The 16,583-nt window shown below is 72.3% G+C and carries 17 protein-coding genes; 6 read left to right on the top strand and 11 right to left on the bottom strand.

The window, feature by feature from the left end; genetic code table 11:
* The first annotated feature begins 40 nt into the window (after positions 1-40).
* Together ACFFIA_RS25545 and ACFFIA_RS25540 are read left to right on the top strand one after the other, a co-directional pair.
* Complete coding sequence (locus ACFFIA_RS25545) at positions 41-862, top strand: helix-turn-helix domain-containing protein (RefSeq protein ID WP_377254686.1); 822 nt, start codon at positions 41-43, stop codon at positions 860-862.
* A 16-nt stretch (positions 863-878) separates the two neighbouring features.
* The gene (locus ACFFIA_RS25540; RefSeq protein ID WP_377254683.1) at positions 879-1,703 is read left to right on the top strand and encodes an SAM-dependent methyltransferase; all 825 of its coding nucleotides are present in this window, start codon (positions 879-881) and stop codon (positions 1,701-1,703) included.
* A gap of 68 nt (positions 1,704-1,771) precedes the next feature.
* On the opposite strand, the gene ACFFIA_RS25535 is transcribed toward ACFFIA_RS25540, so the two are convergent.
* Positions 1,772-1,978 (bottom strand): DUF397 domain-containing protein, encoded by a 207-nt coding sequence (locus tag ACFFIA_RS25535; protein WP_377254680.1) that lies wholly within the window; start codon positions 1,976-1,978, stop codon positions 1,772-1,774.
* 325 nt (positions 1,979-2,303) lie between these two features.
* Between ACFFIA_RS25535 and ACFFIA_RS25530 the strand changes: the two genes are divergently transcribed.
* On the top strand, positions 2,304-3,344 hold the full coding sequence (locus tag ACFFIA_RS25530) for a GGDEF domain-containing protein (RefSeq protein ID WP_377254678.1): 1,041 nt from the start codon (positions 2,304-2,306) through the stop codon (positions 3,342-3,344).
* A gap of 92 nt (positions 3,345-3,436) precedes the next feature.
* Here ACFFIA_RS25530 and bsaP read toward each other — a convergent pair whose 3' ends face one another.
* Both bsaP and bioB read right to left on the bottom strand, forming a co-directional pair.
* Positions 3,437-3,640, bottom strand: a complete 204-nt coding sequence (bsaP, locus tag ACFFIA_RS25525) for a biotin synthase auxiliary protein BsaP (protein ID WP_377254675.1) — start codon at positions 3,638-3,640, stop codon at positions 3,437-3,439.
* Positions 3,637-4,632, bottom strand: coding sequence for a biotin synthase BioB (bioB, locus tag ACFFIA_RS25520; RefSeq protein ID WP_377254673.1), 996 nt, complete (start codon positions 4,630-4,632; stop codon positions 3,637-3,639). Before bioB ends, bsaP begins: the two co-directional genes overlap by 4 nt.
* Positions 4,633-4,667: 35 nt before the next feature.
* On the opposite strand from bioB, the gene ACFFIA_RS25515 reads away from it, so the two are divergent.
* Both ACFFIA_RS25515 and bioD read left to right on the top strand, forming a co-directional pair.
* Complete coding sequence (locus tag ACFFIA_RS25515; protein ID WP_377254670.1) at positions 4,668-5,804, top strand: 8-amino-7-oxononanoate synthase; 1,137 nt, start codon at positions 4,668-4,670, stop codon at positions 5,802-5,804.
* A gap of 166 nt (positions 5,805-5,970) precedes the next feature.
* Positions 5,971-6,699: a dethiobiotin synthase gene (gene bioD / locus ACFFIA_RS25510; RefSeq protein WP_377254668.1), complete on the top strand. Its 729-nt coding sequence runs from the start codon at positions 5,971-5,973 to the stop codon at positions 6,697-6,699.
* Here the strand turns inward: bioD and ACFFIA_RS25505 are convergent.
* Both ACFFIA_RS25505 and ACFFIA_RS25500 read right to left on the bottom strand, forming a co-directional pair.
* A complete protein-coding gene (locus ACFFIA_RS25505) occupies positions 6,651-7,886 on the bottom strand; it encodes a cytochrome P450 (protein WP_377254665.1) in 1,236 nt (411 codons plus the stop codon). The two genes, bioD and ACFFIA_RS25505, sit on opposite strands and share 49 nt — an antisense overlap.
* Positions 7,883-8,542 (bottom strand): class I SAM-dependent methyltransferase, encoded by a 660-nt coding sequence (locus ACFFIA_RS25500; protein WP_377254662.1) that lies wholly within the window; start codon positions 8,540-8,542, stop codon positions 7,883-7,885. Before ACFFIA_RS25500 ends, ACFFIA_RS25505 begins: the two co-directional genes overlap by 4 nt.
* A gap of 77 nt (positions 8,543-8,619) precedes the next feature.
* Here ACFFIA_RS25500 and ACFFIA_RS25495 point away from each other — a divergent pair, with 77 nt between their 5' ends.
* The gene (locus ACFFIA_RS25495) at positions 8,620-9,792 is read left to right on the top strand and encodes a Glu/Leu/Phe/Val family dehydrogenase (protein ID WP_377254659.1); all 1,173 of its coding nucleotides are present in this window, start codon (positions 8,620-8,622) and stop codon (positions 9,790-9,792) included.
* A gap of 84 nt (positions 9,793-9,876) precedes the next feature.
* Here the strand turns inward: ACFFIA_RS25495 and ACFFIA_RS25490 are convergent, their stop codons facing one another.
* The 6 genes from ACFFIA_RS25490 to ACFFIA_RS25465 form a co-directional block, all read right to left on the bottom strand.
* Positions 9,877-10,674 carry a carbohydrate-binding protein gene (locus tag ACFFIA_RS25490; RefSeq protein WP_377254656.1) on the bottom strand — a complete coding sequence of 266 codons (798 nt, stop codon included), beginning with the start codon at positions 10,672-10,674 and terminating at the stop codon, positions 9,877-9,879.
* Between the two features lie 82 nt (positions 10,675-10,756).
* Positions 10,757-12,202 carry a rhamnulokinase gene (locus ACFFIA_RS25485; protein ID WP_377254653.1) on the bottom strand — a complete coding sequence of 482 codons (1,446 nt, stop codon included), beginning with the start codon at positions 12,200-12,202 and terminating at the stop codon, positions 10,757-10,759.
* A 70-nt stretch (positions 12,203-12,272) separates the two neighbouring features.
* Positions 12,273-14,303 (bottom strand): bifunctional aldolase/short-chain dehydrogenase, encoded by a 2,031-nt coding sequence (locus tag ACFFIA_RS25480; protein WP_377254650.1) that lies wholly within the window; start codon positions 14,301-14,303, stop codon positions 12,273-12,275.
* Positions 14,304-15,464 (bottom strand): L-rhamnose isomerase, encoded by a 1,161-nt coding sequence (gene rhaI / locus ACFFIA_RS25475; protein ID WP_377255280.1) that lies wholly within the window; start codon positions 15,462-15,464, stop codon positions 14,304-14,306. It lies immediately after the preceding gene.
* Positions 15,457-15,801 (bottom strand): L-rhamnose mutarotase, encoded by a 345-nt coding sequence (locus tag ACFFIA_RS25470; protein ID WP_377254647.1) that lies wholly within the window; start codon positions 15,799-15,801, stop codon positions 15,457-15,459. Before ACFFIA_RS25470 ends, rhaI begins: the two co-directional genes overlap by 8 nt.
* A 98-nt stretch (positions 15,802-15,899) precedes the next feature.
* Positions 15,900-16,583: substrate-binding domain-containing protein (locus tag ACFFIA_RS25465; protein WP_377254644.1), on the bottom strand; the 684-nt coding region annotated here is incomplete at its 5' end.

Below are 16,583 nucleotides of genomic sequence, written 5' to 3'. Positions count from 1 at the left end.
TCATCGTGGTCACACGGGGTTGGCGGGGCGGAGGTGGGCGGTGCCGGTCACAGGCCAACGTGTCGTACGACGGACGTTGGGGCGGCGATTGACGCGATTACGGAGCGCGTCCGGGATGAGCCGCCGTGAGGTGGCGGAGGCGCGGCTCGGCATCTCCGAGCCGACATTGCACCGCATCGAGACAGGCAAGGTGCCCGTCACAGCGGCAAACGTGCGGGCGCTCTGCTGGCTGTACGGTGCGGATCAGAGCATTACCGACGCGCTGGCGGAGCTCGCGCTCGGCACGTCGCAGCAGGAGTGGTGGGACGCCAGTCCGGTGATTCCGGAGTGGTTCAAGCTCTACGTGGGCCTGGAGGCGTCCGCGTCGCGGATGTTCGGCTACGACGGCGAGGTCGTGCCCGGCGAGATGCAGACGCCGGAGTACGCGCGGGCCGTCTTCGGCGCGGAGCAGCCGGTTGACACGGAGGCGGCCGAGCGTCACATCAAGCTGCGCATGCAGCGGCAGAAGACGTTGTACGCGCGCAACCCGCCGATCCGTCTGGTGACGGTGCTCGGCGAGGGGGCACTGAGCCGCCCGGTCGGGGGCGAGCAGGTGCTCAAGGGGCAGATCGAGCATCTGCGGCGACTGTCCCAGACGGAGGCGATCGACATCCGCGTCCTGCCGTTCTCGGTCGGCGCGCACGCGGCGATGGCCGGCGCGTTCCGGATCCTGGAGTTCGACGATCCGGACGACCCGGATGTGGTCTACCTGGAGTCCCACGTCGGCGCGCTCTACCTGGAGGAGCCGGCCGAGGTCGACGAATATCGGCGGATCTTCGACCTCATCAGCAAGGATTCCGTACCGGTAGGGGAGTACCGGTGAAGACTTGGGGAAGGGCGTGACAACGGTGGGTAACGGCTCGCAGGGCGCACATCAGAAGCCGGCCACGGCGGCTCGGATGTACGACTACTACCTGGGCGGGATCCACAACTTCCCGGCCGACCAGGAGGCGGCGAAGGCCGTGCTGCTGTACTCGCCGGTGATCCGGGCGAGCGTCCGGGCCAACCGGGCCTTCCTCGGCCGGGCCGTCCGTTACCTGACCTCCATCGGCGTGCGCCAGTTCCTCGACATCGGCTCGGGCATCCCGACCGAGGGCAATGTCCACCAGATCGCCCAGGCCGATATTCCGGACGCGCGAGTCGTCTACGTCGACATCGATCCGGAGGCGGTGGCGGAGAGCATCGAGCTGCTCGAAGGCAACCCGTTCGCCACGGCCATCCGGGCCAACGCGCGCGCGCCGCAGGAGATCCTCGACCATCCCCAGGTGCGCAAGATGATCGACTTCGATCAGCCGGTCGCCGTGCTGCTGGTCGCCATCATGCACTTCGTGGAAGACAACGACGAGGCGCGCGACATCGTGGCGAAGCTCCGCGCCTCGCTCGTGCCGGGCAGTCACCTCGTGCTCGCCCACGCGACGGTCGACGAGCAGGTGTTCGACCCGGCGTGGCTCAAGCACACCAAGGAGGTGTACAAGCGGCAGACCACGACGCCGTTGACACCTCGTACGAAGGACGACGTCACGCGGCTCTTCGACGGGTTCGAGCTCGTCGAGCCGGGCCTGGTCTGGCAGACGCTGTGGCGGCCCGACCCGGACGCGGTCGACGAGTTCAAGGAAGAGCCGCACAAGTCGGGCCTCTACGCCGGAGTGGGGCGGCTCGCCTGAGTTTACCGTCCACATAGCACGATCGCCGGCCCCCGGGGGCCGGCGATCTCTTTTTGGGTCCCTTGTGGTCAGTCGGTCAGCAGCTGGTCGAACTCGCCGAGCTTGGCACCGTAGAGGAACGAGTCCCACTCCTCCGTCGTGAACCGTACGGTCCCCGCGTGGCGGGCCTTGCTGTTGCGGACCTCGATGTGGCCCTCGTGGCGGCGGGCCTCGACGCAGCTGCCACCGTTGCCGGTCGACCTGCTGGACATGATCCAGCCGGTTTCGTTACTCATCAGGACTCCCTCGCGCTGGAGTGCTTGCTGTGGGTAACCGGCGAGACCCCCGGGCCGGCGGCCGGTGTGCCACCTGATGCCCGTGTGACAGGCAGATCCGTCGCTTCGTGCCCACGGATCATTCTTTCACCACGAAAGTGGCACGCACCTAGAGTAGCCGAAAGTGGTTGGGATGCACGATGTCGTCGTGACAGTTATCCAGGTGAAATCTTGCACGTGCGTCGGCTAGCTGTCATGATTTCGATGTGGTGCGAAGGGATCCTTCGTCGCCACGGGTCGACTCGACGGTGCCTTCCGGTCCGACGAAGTCTTGAGGGGATGGCAGATGCGGATCCTCGATCCCGCCGCCGCCGACACAGGTGGTGCGCCGCCGATTGGCGGACAGTCGCGGACCGAGGCCGACACCGCCCGACTCCAGGCCCGCATCGATCAGCTTGAGGCGCACGTCCAGCGGCTGGAGCAGGAGCGGGTCGCGCTCCGCTGGATGGCCGGGCACGACGCGCTCACCGGGCTCGCCAACCGCCGCCTCTTCCACGCGCTCGCCCCGACGCTGCTGCGCGGCGAGGGGCGCTCGTCCGCGATCGTGATCCTCGACCTCAACGGCTTCAAGCCGATCAACGACACCTACGGGCACGACGCCGGCGACGAGGTGCTCTGCGTCATCGCCCGGCGCATGGCCGCCTGCCTCGGCGACCACCTCGTGGCCCGGTTCGGCGGCGACGAGTTCGCCGCGCTGGTCACCGCACCTCGCGCGGACGCCTCCGAGGCGTGGTGGCACGAGGTCGCCGCGTCGCTTAGCGCGGCGATCTCGCCCCCGATCGACGTCGCCGGCCGCGAGTTGGCCGTCACCGCCTCGATCGGCCTCGTGCCGGCGGGGCGTCCCACGGATCTCGCCGAGCTGCTGCGCCGCGCTGACCAGGCGATGTTCCAGGCGAAGCGGCACACGCGCACCACCGGAAAGGTCAGTATCACCTGGGTCGTGGCCACCGAGGGCGGCGACCGCGCGGTGACGTACGAGCCGAGCGCGCCGCCAGCCGTCGAGCCGAGCGCGCCGCCAGCCGTCGAGCCGAGCGCGCCGCCAGCCGTCGAGCCGAGCGCGCCGCCAGCCGCCGCGCCGCCAGCCGCCGCGCCGGTCGTGCCGGGCACGGCGCCCGCCGTGCTCTACCGCTCGGGCGACCCGGTGTGGGTCCACCGCGACGGGATGCGCCGCGCCGGCGTGGTCGAAGGCGCCTCCGAGTGGGCGGCACTGGTGCGATACCGGTGCTCCGACGGCGCCGGCACGATGGTGGACACGATGCCGGCGGACTGCCTCGCGATCCGGGCGGTAGCCGATCCGCACCTGGACCGGGAGCCGTCGGAACCATGACGGGGGCCGCCACTGCCGGGCCGCGGGCACGGTAGTGGCGGCATGGCCCGCGATCTTCGACCGTCAGGTGGCGATGTGCCCGAGTTGGCGCACTACGCCGAACGCGCCGTGCCGTGCTCGACGCAGGTCGCCGACCAGCCGGCGGGCAGCACCTGCACCTTCATCCGGCGGCGGCAGGCGGGGCAGAAGCGCGGCGGCTCCAGCCGGCGGGCGGCCGCGCACGCTCCGTGATCGCCCTCGGCCGCCGCGCTGCCGCAGCGGTCGCACCACACAGCCGCCTCGCTCACCACGGTCACAGCGTCGCCGAGAGGGCCTTGACCGGCATCTTCAGCTCGTCGAGCAGCGCCAGGTCTTCGCCGGCCGGGCGCCCCAGCGTGGTCAGGTAGTTGCCGACGATCACCGCGTTGATGCCGCCGAGCAGGCCGTCGCGCGTGCCCAGGTCGCCGAGCGTGATCTCGCGCCCGCCCGCGTACCGCAAAATGGTGCGCGGCATGGCGAGCCGGAACGCGGCGATGGCCCGCAGCGCGTCTTTGCCCTCCACCACCGGACGGTCGCCAAGCGGCGTGCCCGGGCGGGGGTTGAGGAAGTTGAGCGGCACCTCGTGCGGGTCGAGCTCGGCGAGCTGCCCGGCGAACTCGGCCCGCTGCTCCACCGTCTCGCCCAGCCCCAGGATGCCGCCGCAGCACACCTCCATGCCGGAGTCGCGCACCATGCGGAGCGTCTCCCAGCGCTCCTCCCAGGTGTGCGTGGTGACCATGTTGGGGAAGTACGAGCGGCAGGTTTCGAGGTTGTGGTTGTAGCGGTGCACACCCATCTCGACCAGCTCGTCCACCTGTGCCTGGCTGAGCATGCCCAGTGACGCGGCGACCTGGATGTCCACTTCGGCCTTGATGGCCGCGACGCCCTCGCGCATCTGCTTCATCAGCCGCTCGTCGGGACCGCGCACCGCCGCGACGATGCAGAACTCCGTCGCGCCCGTCGCCGCCGTCTGCTTGGCCGCCTCCACCAGCGAGGGGATGTCGAGCCACACCGAGCGGACGGGCGAGGTGAAGAGGCCGGACTGGGAACAGAAGTGGCAGTCTTCGGGGCAGCCGCCGGTCTTGAGCGAGACGATGCCCTCGACCTCGACCTCGGGGCCGCACCAGCGCATCCGCACCTCGTGGGCGAGCTGCAACGCGTCCGGCAGGTCCTCGTCGGGCAATCGCAACACGGCCAGCACACCGGCCTCGTCGAGGCCGACGCCGCGTTCGAGCACCTGGGTCCGGGCGAGGTCGAGGATCTCTGGCATGGTCGTACCTTACAAGGGGGGATTCGAGGTGGATCGTGAGTGAGTGGCTTGAGCGGCTGGAGCTCCGCGCTCGGCTACGTGCCAAGGCCGGGCTCGCCCGCCAGTTGAGACACCGGGGTCCGGCCGACGGTGTGATAGATCTCGCCGGCAACGACTACCTCGGCCTCGCGGCCCATCCGGAGGTGGTGGCCGCGGCGGGGGCGGCGCTCACCGCGTACGGCCTGGGCGCCACCGGCTCCCGCCTCGTGCGTGGCTCCACCGACCCGCACCGCCAGTTGGAGGAAGGGCTCGCCGGCTGGCTGGGCGTGGCGGCGGCACTGGTGTACTCCTCCGGCTACCTCGCCAACCTCGGCGCGGTGCGCGCACTGACCCGCCCGCGTACCCTCCTCGTCTCGGACGCCCACAACCACGCCTCGCTGATCGACGGCTGCCGGATCTCGGGCGCGGAGGTCGTCATCACCCCGCACGCGGACGTCGCGGCGGTCGAGGCGGCGCTGGCCGCCGAGCCCGGGCGGCCGGCGGTGGTGGTGACCGAGTCGATCTTCTCGGTCGACGGCGACCTCGCCCCCCTCGCTGGCCTGCACGCGGCGGCCCGCCGTCACGGCGCGCTGCTGCTCGTCGACGAGGCCCACGCGCTCGGCGTGATCGGGCCGGCCGGCGCGGGCGGCGTCGCGGCGGCAGGGCTGGCCGGCGAGCCCGACGTGGTGGTCACGGCCACGCTCTCCAAGTCGCTCGGCGCGGCCGGTGGCCTCGTGGCCGGTCCGGCGCCGCTGGTACGGCACCTGGTGGACACCGGCCGCACTTTCATCTTCGACACCGCGCCGCCCCCGGCCGTCGCCGCCGGCGCACTCGCCGCGCTCGGCCTGGCCCGTGGCTCCGACGGCCGCCGCGCGGAGCTCGCCGACCGCGCGGCTGCCGTGGTACGTCGGCTGCGCGCCGCCGGCCTCGAGGTCTCCGAGCCGGCGGCCGGGGTCGTCTCGGTGACCGCGCCCGGCCCCGAGACGGCGGTGGCGTGGGCCGCGGACTGCCGCGATCGCGGTGTGGCCGTAGGCTGCTTCCGTCCACCTTCCACTCCGGACAGTCGGGCCCGGCTTCGGTTGACGGTCAACGTCGGCGTGCCGAGGGCCGACTTCGACCGGGCCCTCGACGTCATCGTGGAGTGCGCACCGTGATTGATCTGTCGCGTCACCTCGCGTTCCTTGGAGGTGGCACGTCGCGTTCTTTCGAGGGGAGACCTCGCGCGGAGAGGGCGCGAGGAGAAGACTGTGAGTGCGTGAGCGGATGGCGTGGTGAGACGGCGCCTCCGGCGCCGCGGGGGCGAGCGAGCCGGGAGACTCAGTGACGGACGAATGGCGGGGCCCGGTCGTGGTGACCGGCACCGACACCGACGTCGGCAAGACCGTGGTGACGGCGGCCATCACGGCCGCCGCGCAGGCCGCCGGGCTGCGGGTCGCGGTGGTCAAGCCGGGCCAGACGGGCACCTCCGCTGGCCTGCCCTCCGACGTCGACGTGGTGGCCCGGCTCGCCAGCCCCACGACGGGTCGCACGCTGGCGTCCTACCCCGACCCGCTGGCCCCGCTGGCCGCGGCGCGCGTGGCCGAGATGCCGCCGCTGGAGCTGTACTCGGTGCTCGATGAGGTGCGCGCCGAGGTGGAAAAGCACGACCTCGTACTCGTCGAGGGCGCGGGCGGGCTGCTGGTGCCGATGGGCCTGCGCCCTTCCGGCGAGCCGTGGACCGTCGCCGACCTGGCGGTGTCGCTCGACGCGAAGGCGGTGGTGGTCAACCGCGCCGGCCTCGGCACGCTCAACCACACCGCGCTTACGCTGGAGGCGCTCGACCGACGGGGCGTGTCGGCGGGCGTGGTGCTCGGCGCCTGGCCGCCCGAGCCCGAGCTGGTGCACTGGGAAAACCTGAGCGAGCTGCTGCCCAACTTGGTCGGCGCACTCCCCGATGGGGCGGGGTCGCTCGACCCGGGCGTCTTCCAGCGCAGCGCGCCCGGCTGGCTCACGCCCGCGCTCTACGGTGTGCTCGACGACTGGCGGGTCTGGGCCGAAGACGCCTCCTGACATCGGCGCACGGCACGCCGCCGCACGACGAACGCGTCGGGCATGCGGAAGGAGAGGTTGTCGGGGCACCACGGGGGGCGTACCACCTCGGCGCCGGCCAGCAGCCGCGCCGTCTCGGCCACGACCACGCTCGCCTCCATGCGGGAGAGCTGGGCGCCGACGCAGCGGTGGGCGCCGGCGCCGAAGGCCAGATGCCGCCGCGATCCGCGCTGACCCGGGCGAAACTCGTCCGGATCGGGGACGACTGACGCGTCGCGGCCCGCCTGGGCCAGCCACAGCACCACGCTCGTGCCCCGCGCGACCGGCGTGCCGCCGAGCACCGTGTCGCGCGACGTCACGCGTCGCCAGGTCACGATCGGTGGCACAAGGCGCAGCCCTTCCTCGACCACGTCGTCCACCGCGACCGTACCGGCGCGCAGGCCGTCGAGCACCGCGGGCTCGCCGGCCAGCCGGTGCAGCAGCAGCGTGAGAAACTGCGACGTCGTCTCCTGCCCCGCCACCAGTAGGAAGAAGAGTGCGCCGACCACGATGTCCGGGCTCTCCGCGTGCGCCCGCAGGTCGGCCACCATCCCCGGGCCGTCCTTCGCGAACTCCCGCAGCACCGCGTGGAACCGTCCCACGATCTCGGCCAGCGCGAGCTGCCGGTCGAGCGCGACCGGTGCCCAGAAGAGCTCCAGCGCCGCCCGCGTGAACTCCTTGACCACCGCGGCGTCCGCGTCGGGGAGGGCGACCAGCCGGGCGAGTACGAGCAGGGGCAGGTCGGCGGCGAGTTCGGCGTACAGGTCGACGGGTCGCCCCTGGTCGAGGTCGGCGGCGAGCCTGCCGACCCGCTCGCGGACGACGGCGGTCAGCCACGCCCGCTGCTCCTCCACGCGGCGCGGATGCAGTGCCTCGGCGACGATCGCCCGGATCGCGGGATGGCTGGGATGCCCGTTGTTGGCGAGCGTCGGCGGGAGGCGGAAGCCGTGGCGGGTGAGGATCCGCAGCGCGGCGACCGGCACCGGTGTCATCGCGTCGAGCGCGTTGTCCGGTCGGTAGGTCTGCTGGTCGGCGAGCACCTGCCGGACGAGCGCGTGCCGTGTCACGACGAGGTGCTCGACACCGACGTGATCAGCGACGGTCGCGACGTCGGGCCACTCCCGCGTGGCCGCCGGCGCCTCCCAGGTCCGGAACAGCACGCCGGTCACCGTACCGCGCCCTCGGCGGGGGTGACCTGCCATATCGTCGTGTGCTTGATCTCTGTGTCCTCGAGCGTGGCCACCACCGGCACGTCGTACGCCGCCAGCTCGCGCAGCCCGGCCCGCGGCAGGTAGGCCCGCCCCGGGTCGCCGGCCAGCACGGTCGCACCGGTGGCGGCGGCGCGCTGGAGGTAGGCCATCATCCGCTCGGCCATCTCGCGGCTGTAGAAGACGTCGCCGGCCAGCACCACGCCGGCGTCCGGGGCGGTGTCGAGGATGTCGCGTTCCAGCGGGGTCACGAGTACGTCGTTGGCGGCGGCGTTGGCGGCCACCGCGGCCAGCGAGAGCGGGTCGATGTCGACCGCGGTGACCGACGCGGCGCCCGCCTTCGCCGCCGCGATCGCGACCAGCCCCGAGCCCGCGGCGAGGTCGAGCACGTGGCGGCCGGCGACCAGCTCGGGATGGTCGAGTACGTACCGGGCCAGCGCCTGCCCGCCGGCCCAGGCGAAGCCCCAGAAGGGCGGGGGCTGCTGGGCGGCCGACGCGGACTCGGTCCGCTCCCACAGCGCGATGGCCTCCTCGGCCTGGTGGAGAAGGATCTCGGGCACCAGGGGTACGGGAGATAGGCGCGTGTGGGCGCGGACGAAACCGTGGGAGTCGGTCACCGCCGAATCCTAATATTGACCGTTTTGCTGACCGGTGTCCGACTCTGTGGCTGGGCCGATCGGGGGACCCTGACTGAGTGGCGAGTCAGAACTGCTTCCTGGAAGTGACATGGACCGACGAGGTCACCGGCAAGCGCGGCTACCTCGTCATCGACCGGCTGGTACGCGGTGCGGCCAGCGGGGGCCTGCGGATGCGCGAGGGCTGCACGCTCGACGAGGTGCGCGATCTCGCCCGCGGGATGACCCTCAAGGAGGCCGTCGTCTACTCCCCGGGCGACGCCTACGTCCCGTTCGGCGGGGGGAAGGGCGGCATCGACTGTGCCCCGTACGACCCGGGCGCCCGCGGTGTCATGGCGCGGTACGTCGCCGCGATGAAACCGCTGCTGGAGGCGTACTGGTCGGCGGGGGAGGACCTCGGCGTACGCCAGGACGTGCTGGAGGCGGTGGCGATCGAGGCAGGGCTGCGGTCGACCATCGACGCGGCGCTGCGGCTCGTACCGGATCCGGCGGCGGCGCTTCGCCGCGTGCGGGCCGGCTTCGCGGTGACCGACGCCGGGATCAGCCTCGCCGACCTGGTCGGAGGGTACGGCGTCGCGGAGGTGACCCTCGCCACCGCCGAGCGGATGGGCCTGCTGCACAGCGGGGCACGGGCGGTGGTGCAGGGCTTCGGCTCGATGGGCGGGGCGACCGCGCGCTACCTGTCCCGCGCGGGCGTGCCGGTCGTGGGGATCTGCGACGCCTTCGGGGTCGTGGCGCATCCGGACGGGCTCGACGTGGAGGCGCTGCTGCGCACTCGCGACGGGTACGGGCGCCTGGACCGCACCGCCCTGCGCCCCGGCGACCGCGAGCTGCCCCGGGAGGAGTGGCTGGCCGTGGAGGCGGAGATCCTGGTGCCGGCCGCGCTCTCGTACGTGCTCACCGAGGCCAACGTCGACGCGGTCACCGCCCGCCTGGTGGTCGAGGCGGCGAACGTGCCGACCACGGCGGGGGCGGAGGCGGCCCTCACCGACCGGGGCGTACCCGTGATCCCGGACTTCGTCGCCAACGTGGCGACGAACGCCTGGTGGTGGTGGACGCTGTTCGGCGACATCGCACCGACCGCGGAGGCCGCGTTCGCGAAGATCTCGACCACGCTGCGCGGGCTGCTGCACGAGATGCTGGACCGCGCGGCCCGCACCGGCGGTTCGCCCCGGGCGGCGGCGCTGGTGATGGCGAACGAGCGCGCGGCGGAGTTAGGGCGTGTTTCATAAGGGCATGCCCGGCCTGCGGCGGGCCCAGACGCCGGACGCCGCCTGGACTCCGCCTCGGCTCGACCGACCCTTATGAAACACGCCCTACCCCGCTGACGGCTCCACGACGAGGCGGTCGAAGTCGGGCGCCCACGAGTACCGGTTGCCGAACTCGATCGTGTTTTCGCCGGCCCGCAGGGTGAGCGTGACGGTGATCGTGCCGACCCGGTCCCAGCCACCGGTCGACGGGAAGTCCACGATCTGGGCAAACCGCCCGTTTGCCTCGACGGCGGCGGCCCGGCGCTCCTCGGTGAGGTAGTGGACGGTAACCCGGTAGCGCCCCGCCGCCGGCACCGTCACGTCGGTGAAGGTGAGCGTGTTGTCGCGGTGGTCGCCGACCCAGCCCACCACGCTCCCGCCGGAGGCCGTGGCGACCTCGCGCGTTGCGGCCCGGCCTCCCAGGCGGTTGCCCGGCGCCTCCGCCTCGTACGACCCGGGGGCGGGCGCGGTCGGCGACGGGCTGGGCGTGGCGGAGGCGGATAAGTGGCGCGGCACCTCAGCGGCCGGCGGGGGAGGTGCCACCAGCGCCACCGACTCCTCGGGCGGCGACGGCAGGGCGGGCGTGGACTCCATCATCGTCGGAGCCGGCGGCCACTGCGGCGGTACCATCTGCTGCCGCGCGTTCGGGCTGTCGGAGGTCGCGAAGAGGGCGATCGGGATGCTCGCCAGAGCCGCGGTGGCCAGGGCCAGCAGTGGCCACCGCCACCGCCGGGTCAGGGGCGGCTCGTCCGCCGGCGCATCCGGGGACGCGTGCGACAGCGCCGGGATCAGCGCCGGCAGTTGCTGGGTCGGAGCGGCCAGGACGCGCAGCTCGGCGGTCTCCTCATTGCCCGCTTCGCCCACGAATTGCCCCTCTGTCCACTATGGAAACTGTCGAGGCAGGCCGGCGCCGCCGGGGTGAGGGTACGCGAGGAAGCTGGCGGGGTCAGCGGGAGGGGTGCACCCGCGCCTCGGCCGCCCGCCACGCCGCCTCGACGCCGGCGGCCGGATGGTACGAGCGCAGCTCCTGGGTCCGCCGCAGCAGCGCCCGCAGGTCGTCGAGGCCGCCCCGCACCACGCCGAGTGCGCGCGCCTGTACCAGCGCGTTACCGAGCGCCGTCGCCTCCACCGGACCGGCCACCACCGGCAGCCCGCAGGCGTCGGCGGTGAGCTGGCACAGCAACGTGTTGCGCGCGCCGCCGCCGACGATGTGCACCGCGTCTACGTCGCGCCCGGAGAGCGCGCTCGCCTGGCGTACGGCCCGGCGGTGCGCGAGCGCCAGACTGTCCACAATGCACCTCGTGAACGCGGCGGGCGAGTCCGGCACCGGCTGCCCGCTCGCCGCGCACGCGGCCGCGATCCGGGCCGGCATGTCGCCGGGCGGCAGGAACACCGGGTCGTCGACGTCGACCAGCGTGGCCAGCGCGGGCTCCCGCGCGGCGGCCGCCAGCAGCTCGGGCAGGTCGAGCGTGCCCCAGGCGCGCATCGACTCCTGGAGGACCCACAGCCCCATCACGTTGCGCAGGTAGCGGACGGTGCCGTCGACGCCCGCCTCGTTGGTGAAGTTGGCCTCGCGGCTCTCCGCGCTGAGTACCGGCTCAGGCAGCTCGACGCCGACGAGCGACCAGGTGCCGCAGGAGATGTACGCGAAGCGCTCGCCCTGGGCCGGCACCGCCACCACCGCCGAGGCCGTGTCGTGCGAGCCGACCGCGGTGACCGGCACCTCCGCGTCGACCAGCCCGGGGCGCACCACGCCCGCCGCGTCGCCGGGCCGCCGCAGCTCGCCGAAGAGCCGCGCGGGAAGGCCAGCGCGCTCGATCAGCGCCGCGGACCATTCCCGGGTACGCACGTCGAGCAGCTGGGTCGTCGAGGCGTTGGTGACCTCGGTGCCGGCGACGCCGGTGAGCCAGTACGAGAGCAGGTCCGGGATCAGCAGCATCCGCTCGGCGGCGGCCACGGCGGGCGTGTCCGCGGCGGCGGCGAGCTGGAAGAGCGTGTTGAATGGCAGCAGTTGCAGCCCGGTGGTGCCGTACAGCCACTCGGCGCCGAGCCTGGCCACCATGGTCGGCATCACCCCGTCGGTGCGGGCGTCGCGGTAGTGCACCGGGTTGCCGAGCAGCGCGCCGTCCCGGTCGAGCAGGCCGTAGTCGACCGCCCACGAGTCGATGCCGACGCTCGCCAGGTCGGGATGCCTCGCCACCGCCGCGCGCAGGCCGGTGAGCACCTCCGCGTACAGCCGCGGCGCGTCCCAGTGCAGCGTGTCGAGCAGGCGTACCGGTCCGTTGTCGAAGCGGTGCGCCTCGGCCAGCGCCACGCCGTCGGGCGAGACGTCGGCCACCATGACGCGACCGCTCGCCGCGCCGAGGTCGACGGCGGCGACGGCGGCTCTCATCCGGTCCGCCCGTTTCTTCCGGCTCGTGGCCACGAGTTCACCGAGTTCACCGATCGGCTCGCAAGCTCGCTCATCGCAGGAAGGCGGCCGCGACGCCGGCGTCGACAGGTACGTGCAGCCCGGTGGTGTGGGTCAGGTCGCCTGCGGTGAGCGCGAAGACCGCGTTGGCCACGTGCTCCGGCAGCACCTCCCGCTTGAGCAGCGTGCGCTGGGCGTAGAACGCGCCCAGCTCCTCCTCGGGCACGCCGTAGGTGGCCGCCCGCTGCGCGCCCCAGCCGCTGGCGAAGATGCCCGAGCCGCGGACGACCCCGTCGGGGTTGACGCCGTTGACCCGGATGCCGTGCGCGCCCAGCTCGGCGGCGAGCAGCCGTACCTGATGGGCCTGGTCTGCTTTCGCGGCGCCGTAGGCGACGTTGTTGGGGCCGGCGAAGACGCTGTTCTTGCTGGAGATGTAGACGATGTCGCCGCCCATGCCCTGGTCGATCAGCGCCCGCGCGGTCTCCCGCGAGACGATGAACGAGCCGCGCGCCATCACGCCGTGCTGGATGTCCCAGTCGGCGTCGGTCGTCTCCAGCAGCGACTTGGAGATGGAGAGGCCGGCGTTGTTGACCACCAGGTCGAGCCCGCCGAACGCGAGCAGCGCCTGCCGGATCGCCTCCCGCACGGCGGCGGCGTCGGTGACGTCGACGGTCACGGGCACGGCGACGTCGGTACCACCGATCTCACCGGCGACGGTGGCCGCGCCCTCCGCGTTTCGGTCGGCGACCACCACGCAGGCGCCCTCGGCGGCCAGCCGGAGGGCGATGGCCCGCCCGATTCCCGAGCCGCCGCCGGTGACCAGCGCGATCCGCGTGGCCAGCGGCTTGGGCTTGGGCATGCGCTGGAGCTTGGCCTCCTCGAGCGCCCAGTACTCGATCCGGAACTTCTCCGCCTCGCTGATCGGGCTGTACGTGGAGATCGCCTCGGCGCCGCGCATCACGTTGACGGCGTTGACGTAGAACTCGCCGGCGACGCGGGCGGTCTGCTTGTTGGCGCCGTACGAGAACATGCCCACGCCGGGGATCAGCACGATCGCCGGGTCGGCGCCGCGCATCGGCGGGCTGTCCGGGTCGGCGTGCTGCTCGTAGTAGGCCCGGTAGTCCTCGCGGTAGGCGGCGTGCAGCTCGCGCAGCCGGGCGATGGTCTGGTCGAGCGGCGCGGTCGGGGGCAGGTCGAGCACGAGCGGCCGGACCTTCGTACGCAGGAAGTGGTCCGGGCACGACGTGCCGAGCGCGGCGAGGCGGGGGTGCTCGGCACGGGCCAGGAAGTCGAGCACCACCTCGGCGTCGTCGTAGTGGCCCACCTGGCGCCGGTCGGTGCTGGCCAGCCCGCGGATGACCGGCGCGAGCGCGGCGGCGCGGGCGTGCCGTTCCGGCTCGGGCAGCGCGGTGTACCCCTCGACGACCGGGCCGAACGGCTCCGGGCGCCCGCGTTCGTCGATGAACGCCTGCGCGGTACGGATGATCTCCAGCGAGTTTGCCTCGCACTCCTCGCTGGTGGCGCCCCACGCGGTGATGCCGTGGCCGCCGAGGATCACGCCGATGGCGCGGGGGTTGGCGGCCTTGACCGCCGCGATGTCGAGCCCGAGCTGGAAGCCGGGCCGCCGCCAGGGCAGCCACACCACGCGGTCGCCGAAGCACTCCTTGGTCAGCGCCTCGCCGTCGGCGGCGGTGGCGAACGCGATGCCCGCGTCGGGGTGGAGGTGGTCGACGTGCGCCGCCTCGACCAGCCCGTGCATGGCGGTGTCGATGGAGGGAGCCGCGCCGCCCCGCCCGTGCAGGCAGTAGTCGAAGGCGGCCACCATCTCGTCTTCACGCTGCACGCCGGGGTACACGTCGACCAGCGCGCGCAGGCGGTCGAGCCGCAGCACCGCGAGCCCGGCCGGTGTCAGCGTGCCGAGGTCGCCGCCGGAGCCCTTGACCCACATCAGGTCGACCGGCTGCCCGGTGACCGGGTCGGTGTCGGTGCCCTTGGCGGAGGTGTTGCCGCCGGCGTAGTTGGTGTTGCGGCGGTCGGCGCCGAGCCGGTTCGATCGGCCGATCAGGTCGTCGACGGTGGACACTCAGGCTCCCCATCCGGCTTGTTGGCCGCCGACCCGGTCGGCGACGATCTTGTCTGCGTATCCCGATCTCGCGTAGGCGGCGACCGGGTCGGGGTCCAGCCCCATCTCCTGGCGCACCTGGGCCAGCAGCGGACGGACGTCGGTGTTGTAGGCATCCATGAACACGGCGTTCGCGCCGAGCACGTCACCGGCCTGCTGCGCCTCGGTCAGGGCCCGGTGGTCGACCAGCAGCGCCTTGGCGGTGGCCTCCTGCACGTTCATCACCGAGCGGATCTGAGCCGGGATCTTCGGCTCGATGTTGTGGCACTGGTCGAGCATGAACGCGATCCCCGCCTCCGGCGCCAACGCGTCCGCGACCACGATCTCATGCATGATCCGAAACAGCTGGAACGGGTCGGCCGCACCGACCATCAGATCGTCGTCGGCGTAAAACCGGGAGTTGAAATCGAACGCCCCCAGCTTGCCCTCACGCAGCAGGAACGCCACGATGAACTCGATGTTCGTCCCCGGCGCGTGATGGCCGGTATCGATCACCACCTGCGCCTTCGGGCCCAGCCGCAGACAGTGCGCGTAGGCGGTGCCCCAGTCCGGCACATCCGTCGTGTAGAACGCCGGCTCGAACAGCTTGTACTCCAACAGCAGCCGCTGCCCCTCACCCAACGCCTCATACGTCTCCCGCAGCGCCTCGGCCAGCCGATCCTGCCGGGCCCGGATACTGTCCTGACCCGGATAGTTGGTGCCATCGGAAAACCACAACTTCACATCCCGGACCCCGACCCCCGCCGCGATCTCCACACACTCCAACAAATGATCGACGGCCTTACGCCGCACCACCGGATCCGGGCTCGTGACCGACCCAAGCATGTAGTCGTCATCCTGGAACACATTCGCGTTGATCGTCCCCAACCCGACCCCACACTCCCCGGCGAAAGCGGCCAGATCCGTGTAGTCATCGACCTTGTCCCACGGAATGTGCAACGCCACCGTCGGCGCCACCCCCGTGTAACGATGCACCTGCGCCGCGTCCTCGACCTTCTCGTACGGCGTCCGCGGCACCCCCCGCTGCGCGAACACCTTGAACCGCGTCCCCGAATTACCGAACGCCCACGACGGCAACTCGATCCGCTGCGCCCGCAGGGCCGCACGTACGGCGTCAGTCATCGAGAGCCTCCAGTTGGGTCTCCAGGTGGAAGATTTCGGGGAGCACGGTGAAGCCCTCGTCCGGCCGCCGGCCACCGAGGTCTTCGAAGAACGGGGCCATCTCGGCCTGCCAGCGCGCGTTGACGTCGGTGTGCTCCATCGCGGCCAGCGACGCGGCGAGGTCTTCGGTGCGGAAGTGGCCGACGAGCAGGCCGTCGTCGTGCAGGAAGAGGGAGTAGTCGTGCCAGCCGGCGTCGCGAAGGGCGCGCAGCATCTCCGGCCAGACGGCGGCATGGCGCTCCCGGTACTCGGCCAGCCGGTCCGGCTTGACCCGAAGGATGAAGCAGACGCGTCGCACGTGAACGACTCCCGGGGTGGCCGGCGGCCGTTGTGGCGGCCGCTGAATGAACCGTTTCAAAGATGTGCCCCAAACATACGAGCGCCGTTGCGCGCGTGTCAAGGACGGATGAACTGGCTGGACTCCCGGACGACGAGTTCGGGCTCGAACACGACCTGCTGGTGCTCGTGGGTCTCGGGCTTGTTGGCCTCGTCGAGCAGGAGCCCGGCGGCGGTCTGGCCGAGCCGCTGGCGGGGCTGGCGGACGGAGGAGAGCGGCACGGCCGCCGCGGCGGCGAACTCGATGTCGTCGTAGCCGACGAGCGCGATGTCTTCGGGGACCCGCACCTGCTGGCGGGTCAGGCCCTGGAGCACGCCGAGCGCGAGCAGGTCGTTGGCGCAGAACACCGCCGTGGCCCGGGAGTCGCGCGGCTGCCCCAGGATGCGGGCGGCGGCGTCGCGGCCGGCGGCGACCGTCGGCGCCGGCGTTTCGTAGCGGCGCAGGTGCTGCTCCTCGGTGAGCCCGGCGTCCTCGATCGCCTGGATCGCGCCGTCGTAGCGGTCGCGTACCTGTTCGAGGCGGTGGGGTCCGCCGACGAAGGCGATCCGGCGGTGGCCGCTTTCGAGGAGGTGGCGCATGGCGAGCTCGCCGCCGAGCCGGTCGTCCACCGACACCGAGCAGAGGTCGGCCTGCCGGGAGCGACGGTCGAGCAGCACGACGAGGACGCCCCGGTCGCGCAGGCGGCGGAGGCGTTGGCTGGCGTCGTCGATGGGGGTGATGAGGACGCCTTGGACGCGTTGTTC

The organism is Phytohabitans kaempferiae, assembly GCF_042433955.1.
Taxonomy (GTDB): domain Bacteria; phylum Actinomycetota; class Actinomycetes; order Mycobacteriales; family Micromonosporaceae; genus Phytohabitans; species Phytohabitans kaempferiae.
Note: the sequence above shows the minus strand (reverse complement) of the source record. Positions and strands in the feature narration are given on the sequence as shown.